The following is a 6,873-nucleotide window of genomic DNA, read 5'->3' as shown; positions in this document are numbered from 1 at the left end:
CTTTTTGCTCAAACTTGGCCAGTAGTTCAGCAAATCCAGCTATCTTGGAGCAAGCGGTCTGGAGGAGGTTTTCTTTTTTTTCATGATTGAAAACGGTTAAGATTGAATCAAAAAGTTACCTCTTTCCGGCTGCTTATCGGAGAAACTACCGCAGGTTTAGTGCAACATGCGTTTGGCGTCATGCGGGGTGACGTGCTTAAATTCAAGTTCAGTTTTTCAAATCAACTTTAGTGCTGGGTTGACAGTTTTGTGCTCCAAAATCCCGCACGAACGCCAAGCGCAAAAACGTTACCGCCAATGCTAAAAAGACAACGACAGTGAACAAATTGAATGACAGAAATAAAATGCCAACCGCACATTCAGGCACATTTGCTTGCCCCAACACACGGGCGACCGCTTCGCAATCAAAAGAGCCTGAATTTTCCTGCCCGCAAGTCCCAAATACTAATGATTCAGAATTTAGACAATGTTAAAAAGACTCGTTATACTTCATTCAGACATATATTCAAAAGCTGACATCGAGTTAGGCGATTGCGATTCATTACAAATAGTTGGACCTAATAACATTGGGAAAAGCACTCTAATTTATGCCTTAAACTTTCTGTATATCATTGACGGAAAACAAATGACATTTAGTGGTAATCGGACAGGAGACAAATCGACAATTAATCATTACTTCCCTTCTATCAATTCGAGTTACATTATTTTTGAAATTTTCAAAAAGCGGTATTACTGCATCTTAGTAAAGAAGAATGCAGAGGGAAGTTTAGATTATTACAAAATTGACAGCGATTATAAAGAGGAGCAGTATTTTGAACAAACACCAGAAGGACAAAAACTTAAGAAATTTGATTCATTACTTGCTGAATTTTCTTCATCAGGAGTAGAATACAGCAAATATTCTAACAGACGAGACCTTTTCAATTTTGTATATCAAAAAGGAAAGAAAAATAACGGTGTTGTGTGGTTAAACGAAGGAGCATCACAAGACCAAAGAGAAATCAGCAACAACTTTTCTAAAATTTACCGCTACCTAATAAACTCAAAACTTATTGACAACAAAACACTGAAAGAATCATTGATTATTGCCGACAATAAAGAAAGCGAGCAAGTTGAATTTTCTAAGAAAAATCAAAAGGATATTCAAACCCTTTTGAAGCACAACAGAGAAATCAAAATAATTAGAAGCATTCAAAAAAACTTTACCGATTTTAAAGAATTAGTCAATCAATATAAAGCCAAAAATCAGATTCTTTCAGAAGTAGTTTATGCTTTTGATGCACTTTATTCATCAGTAAACATTGAGCTAAACACAAGTGTCATAAAAAAGAAGAAAGAGAAAGAAGAACATCAAGTTAATCTAACCGAAACTTTGAATCCGAAACAAAGTGAGTTAAATCAAAAAATTGGTGGATTAAAAATAACCGTAACACAGAAACAAACTGCCATTGATTCTCTGATAAAGAAGATTTCAAAGATAAAATCTTATGAAGGTATTGACTTTTTAAATCAATCATTGAGCAATTTAGATAGTGAAAGAAAAAGCATTGAAAGCCGACTTACTCAAATTGAAAATCAAAACTTAAATACTCGTGATATAGAAGCGAAAATTTCACGACTAACTCAAGACATCTCAAAATTAGAAGGGCAAATTGAAACTTACTCAAATTTGCTCATACATCAGATAAGCAAAGATGCAAGGAATAAAGAATTGCTAAACGCAATTCTTTCTGATTCCATTACTGCACTGCCGAAGGAAAATATTCAATCAAGTATAGAAAAATTAACTGATGTAATGAAAATCTTTGATGGTGCAATTACAATTCCCAAAGATTTTAAAGGCAAGCCTATTGCTTCAATTGATGACTTGAGAATTCGCAAAGATGAGGCGGTAAAAGAAAAAGTAAGTAACGAACAGTTGTTACCTATTGCGAAAGACCTAGAAAAATATCGTTCTGAACTTCTTACAGTTCAGCAAAAAATCAAAGAAGTAAATGGTAAAATTGAGGAGTTAAATTCTTTACCTGAACTTGAAAAAAACTTAACTATAGAAGAAGGGGAACAAAAAGTTTTAATTCTACAAAAAGACGAAACTGAAAAAGAACTAAGAATAACCGAAGAAACGATTGGTAGGATAAATCAAGCAATCGAAATTTTGGCAAAAGACATATCACAGAAGGAAAGCAGAATTTCTAAAATTCAAGAATGGAAAGTTAAGATTGAAGAATCGGGAATTAAACCAATCGAATATCATACAAATGAATCACTTGACAATCTTTTCAAAAACTTTGAGAGAAACTCAATTGAGCGAGAAGATATTAAGAACAAAAAAGAAAGATTATTTGAAAATCTGAAAGCAAAAACTGAAACAGTTTTTGCTTCGGAGGATGAATTTATCAAGTATCTTGATTCAGAACTTACAACTCTTGATGACAAGCAAAAGAGTATTGATGCACTTCTGAAAAATATTTCAACTCAATTTTCAATTCCTTGTAAAACGCTTCATTCAAAATTCCAGGAGTTTGAAGCGTTCATCAACAACCAATTCAATTCAAAAATCAGAAAAATTAAAATTTCTGATATAGATTCTCTGAGTATTGAGATTATCCCAAATGAAAATCTAATCAAGGATTTAAAGAAGATAATGGAAATCAGAGACCTTACTTCTGAACTAATTTTTGACGATCAATCAGAAAACCTAAATGTTTTGAATAGGTATTTGGACAATCAATTTGTAATCGAATTTAAAGACCTGTTTGACATCAAGTTGCACCTTGACAAAAAAGGACAGCATAAGGTGGTTGATTTAAGAAATCAAATTGAATCAGATGGAACAGACAAAATGATTAGAATGGTGATTATTATGTCAATTATTCATCAAATTGTAATCAATGATGTTGAAAACAAAATCGTAATTTTTGTTGATGAAATCGGGACAATTGATGAAGCGAACAGAATTGAAATTTTGAATTTCTGTAAGGAAAATAATTTTGTTCCTATATCAGCTGCACCATTGCACCCATATGACGGATTTGATAAATACTACTTAGTGAGAAGAAGTAAGGGGAAAATTGTTTTAAGTGAAACTAACGGAAATGTAATATACCGTAAAAAGAAAACAGTGTGAATCTAACAGATTTCAGAACATACAAGAAATTAAAAGAGGATTCTTTTCTTACAGAAAAGGCAATCCCTAAAACTGTTTTGAGTTCGCCACATTTTAAAGGCTTGGTTTCTTCACTTATTATTGAAAAAACAAGGTCAGGTAGAGGTTTCAGATATAAAATAAACAAGCCAAACGAATTTGATAATTTCTTTACAGCCTATTTTCCCGAAGATATTGAAATCAAGGACAAATCAGATAATGTTAGGAAATTTAGAAACTCTAAAATTCAAAAAACAGTTTCAACACCAATCTTTATGCTTAGGGGCTTTGAAACAATTAGGATAAATGGCAATGAATTAAATTTAGAAGATTACACAAGCAAATTTCAAATATTCGCTTGTAACGCTGAAAGAATTGAAGCCAAACACATCTGTATTGTTGAAAACTTGGACACATTTTTAGTTGCGGAAAAGCTCTTAGGCAAAAGTTTTGTATTCCTTCATAAATATGGTCGAATTGGCAAAGAATCACTAAATTGCCTTTCTACAAAACACTTACTTGTTTTTGTTGATTATGATTTTAACGGTCTAGAAGAATTTCTAAGAATCAAAGAAGTTTTTGACTTTGCCCAATTACACATACCCGAAAATTATAATGAACTCTTTAATAAGTATTCTCAAAGTCTAAAAGGCAACAAATCCGAAATGACTAATAGAATTAAGCAAAGTAGAGACATTAACGTTATTAGAATTAGAGAAAGCATAATAAGAAATAACCGATTTTTAGAGCAACAATATTGGAAATATGATTAAGTCAGAACCAAAATCAATATTGCAGTTTATGGCAAGTCATTACGATTTGCTACGAGACCTTTTTGACATACAGGTTAAGAATGATATTATTACCAAAGAAGCTCTAAATATTTGTATAGAAAACTATGACAAGAATATTCAGACACAACTAACCGAATATCAAATATTGGTTGAGCAGAATGATGACTTTGCATTTAACGAGCCTTATTTGATTCTTTTTGAGTTTATACATCAACAATTCAAACCTCTCTTACCTGAAGAAATAGAACATTTCGGGCAATCAATCAGGACTTTATTTCTAAAAATCAAAGAAGGTATAAATGATGATAAGAACATTTTGTTGGAAAGAATTGAAGCCTTATCAAACCAAATTAAGAAGTTCACAAACGCTGTTGTAAATAATACCAAAAGTTTGTTGACTGAATCAAAAGAACTAAAAGCGAATAATAAGAAAATTGACTATCAAGAAAAAATTCATAAGGCACGATATCTTATAGAAAATTACATTTCTCCACTCAATACAATTTTAGATGTAAATCATAGTCAATCTATCTACAACGAATTGCTGAATGTTTCTCAATTTTCCAACGTAAAAAGATTTGATTATAGAGATGAAAGTATAAGACGAGAATTTGAGAAACTTTATCATCTACTTCGTCAAGTAGGGAAAGACCTAAATACTCAATCCGTTATTCTCACCAATGAATTATTACCATTAATTGAGCGAATAAAAACTGAAAGCCAATATTTGAGGGGTTTTCATCACTATCTAAATAATGGGAATTGTTATAAAGGTATTGAACCACCTCGAATATTCGTTTCTACTCGTGATAACATCTACAACAGATTTGTTTATGAAAACACGAAAGAATACTTTGAACAGTTCAAAAACGAAGCTGAATTAATTATCGTAGAAGATGCACAACAAACAAACGATTGGCTCTTTGATAAATCAAAATATAAAGAAACTTTGAACAAAAATTTGCCCGTAGAGGATTTTTTTAAATGGTGTGAAAGTTCTATCAAGCAAGAAAGTGAGAATTTTTCCTTTGACAATTTTTTTATGGTAACCAGCTTACTTTTTGAAGAAGATTATGAAGTTACAGTAAACAAACAAGGAAATAAGATTACTGTTTCCAATGACGAATCAGAACTAATTATGCCGAAACTTACAATTAAGAAACAAGAAGATGTATCCAGATAAACACAAAGAAATAGTCACTTCCTTAATGGAAGGGAAGTTCATAACAGTTGATGATTTTTTGTTTGAGACAATCAAGAAAAATGAAGACTTTTATATCAATTTTTTTGAGACTTCTTTTGGCTTTGAAATAATTGGTAATCACGACTTTTATTACTTGGTTTCAAGCGAGACAAACGAAAACACATCAAGAGATATTTCTATTTTCTTTTCAATTCTATGCTACGAACTTGATAAAGACGGTAAGAATTTCTTAGAAGAACTTAATTATTCGGAATTTCATATTGACGAAATACTCGAATACTTTAAAAATTCATCGTGGTTAGACGTAATCAAAGCTAACAAGCAACTAAACACAGACGACAGTTTAAAGCGACATATTGGAACTATGGTTAAGAGAAACATAGCAGTAAAACAAGGCAACGATAGATATTCATTTACTAAAGCACACAAACTATTTATTGACTTTGCAAAAGACTTAATAAAAGATGACAAGACTGAATCCATCGCATAACAGCCACACACATTGCCAAGTCGCACAAGCCGAAGCACAAGCCAAAACTTGGCAAAGAGTGTGTCTGTCCAACCGCACGACTGACCGACAAACGGACGAAAAAAAAGAAGCACTAGGCGGTAACATCACCTATACGCAAGCAGGGGTTTCGTGCTTCGTAGGACAGGAAAGTAGTAAAATTAAAGTTCAGTTCTTCGTAGGAAGTTCAGTAGTGAAAATCCCTGCCTGCGTATAGCTGAGAACCGTTAGTGGCAAGCATAACAGACGACAGTAAACAAAACAAATTCGTTATGACAACAGACAAAATTCATACGACAAATTACTTCGACACATTTATTGAAGTAGCCCAAGACACAAAAGTTTCTTGCGGAACAAAACCACTTTCAAAGTCAGACAAAAAATCTATTGCCGAATTACAATTTGACTTACTTATAAACAATCCTTACAAATTCAATTCTGATGAACTTTTCTTTCAAGTGTTTGCCGATAGAAACGACTTGACGAAAGCGGAATACAAGGAAGCACGACAACAATTTTTCTCAAAAGGACAACCTTGTTTTCGTTCATCACCTTTGACAAAAACCTACGGGTTTGGGGTTCACGCTGACAAAGACGGAAAAGTTGCAATATTCGGAATGGAAACAAAGCAATATGAAAAATTTTTAACTGACCCGAATATTAAAAAAGTAAGAGCAATGAGAACATCAAAAAAGTAAAAATGGAAACAAAACATCAAATACAGTATAAAACGAAAATCAATGCACCGTTTGAAAAAGTTTGGGCTGCATTAACAAAACCTGAAATCGTAAAACAATACTTTTTCGGGACAGACATCGTAACAAGTTGGAACGTAGGTGAGCCAATAGTTTTTCAAGGCGAATGGGAAGGACAAAAATACGAAGACAAAGGTGAAATTCTTGAATACGAACATAACAAGCGACTTGCCTACTCATATCTTAGTAATTGGAGTGGTAAAGAAGATTTACCAGAAAATTATTTGTGGGTATGTTATGAAGTAACCCCAAATGACAATGGAACTGAATTGACTATTTCTCAAACAAACTATGACGAAGAACGAGCCAAACATTCCGAAGGAAATTGGGCTTCAATCGTGGACGAGATGAAAAAAATTGTAGAAGCGTGAAAAGAATGCCAGCCACTAACAACTAAGCTTTCGTTGCGTGCGTAGCACGAACAATGAAAGCGCTGTTGCACGAAACCGGTGAGGTGCCTATGGGGA

6 protein-coding genes are annotated in these 6,873 nt (G+C 32.9%); all 6 read left to right on the top strand.

All coding sequences use genetic code 11. The features are described from left to right. Positions 1–466 precede the first annotated feature (466 nt). The 6 genes from AAA942_RS12025 to AAA942_RS12000 all read left to right on the top strand — a co-directional run bounded on the left by AAA942_RS12025 (position 467) and on the right by AAA942_RS12000 (position 6,777). The gene (locus AAA942_RS12025; protein ID WP_338220515.1) at positions 467–3,127 is read left to right on the top strand and encodes a hypothetical protein; all 2,661 of its coding nucleotides are present in this window, start codon (positions 467–469) and stop codon (positions 3,125–3,127) included. Beyond that, entirely contained in the window at positions 3,124–3,918 is a 795-nt protein-coding gene (locus tag AAA942_RS12020) for a hypothetical protein (RefSeq protein ID WP_338220514.1), read from the top strand. Before AAA942_RS12025 ends, AAA942_RS12020 begins: the two co-directional genes overlap by 4 nt. Further along, positions 3,911–5,122, top strand: a complete 1,212-nt coding sequence (locus AAA942_RS12015) for a hypothetical protein (protein ID WP_338220513.1) — start codon at positions 3,911–3,913, stop codon at positions 5,120–5,122. The genes AAA942_RS12020 and AAA942_RS12015 overlap by 8 nt, the downstream gene beginning before the upstream one ends. Beyond that, a complete protein-coding gene (locus AAA942_RS12010) occupies positions 5,109–5,633 on the top strand; it encodes a condensin complex protein MksE (RefSeq protein WP_338220512.1) in 525 nt (174 codons plus the stop codon). Before AAA942_RS12015 ends, AAA942_RS12010 begins: the two co-directional genes overlap by 14 nt. A 290-nt stretch (positions 5,634–5,923) precedes the next feature. Continuing rightward, positions 5,924–6,349, top strand: coding sequence for a DUF6157 family protein (locus AAA942_RS12005; RefSeq protein ID WP_338220511.1), 426 nt, complete (start codon positions 5,924–5,926; stop codon positions 6,347–6,349). A gap of 2 nt (positions 6,350–6,351) precedes the next feature. Then, positions 6,352–6,777, top strand: coding sequence for an SRPBCC domain-containing protein (locus AAA942_RS12000; protein WP_338220510.1), 426 nt, complete (start codon positions 6,352–6,354; stop codon positions 6,775–6,777). The last annotated feature ends 96 nt before the right edge of the window (positions 6,778–6,873 follow it).

This window comes from Algoriphagus sp. oki45 (assembly GCF_036245605.1).
GTDB lineage: Bacteria > Bacteroidota > Bacteroidia > Cytophagales > Cyclobacteriaceae > Algoriphagus.
This window is presented reverse-complemented; position numbering and strand designations above follow the sequence as displayed.

Excerpts from the sequence above, each read along its gene's own strand:
- AAA942_RS12025 (WP_338220515.1), top strand. The coding sequence starts at position 467 with ATGTTAAAAAGACTCGTTATACTTCATTCAGACATATATTCAAAAGCT.
- AAA942_RS12015 (WP_338220513.1), top strand. The coding sequence starts at position 3,911 with ATGATTAAGTCAGAACCAAAATCAATATTGCAGTTTATGGCAAGTCAT.
- AAA942_RS12010 (WP_338220512.1), top strand. The coding sequence starts at position 5,109 with ATGTATCCAGATAAACACAAAGAAATAGTCACTTCCTTAATGGAAGGG.
- AAA942_RS12005 (WP_338220511.1), top strand. The coding sequence starts at position 5,924 with ATGACAACAGACAAAATTCATACGACAAATTACTTCGACACATTTATT.
- AAA942_RS12000 (WP_338220510.1), top strand. The coding sequence starts at position 6,352 with ATGGAAACAAAACATCAAATACAGTATAAAACGAAAATCAATGCACCG.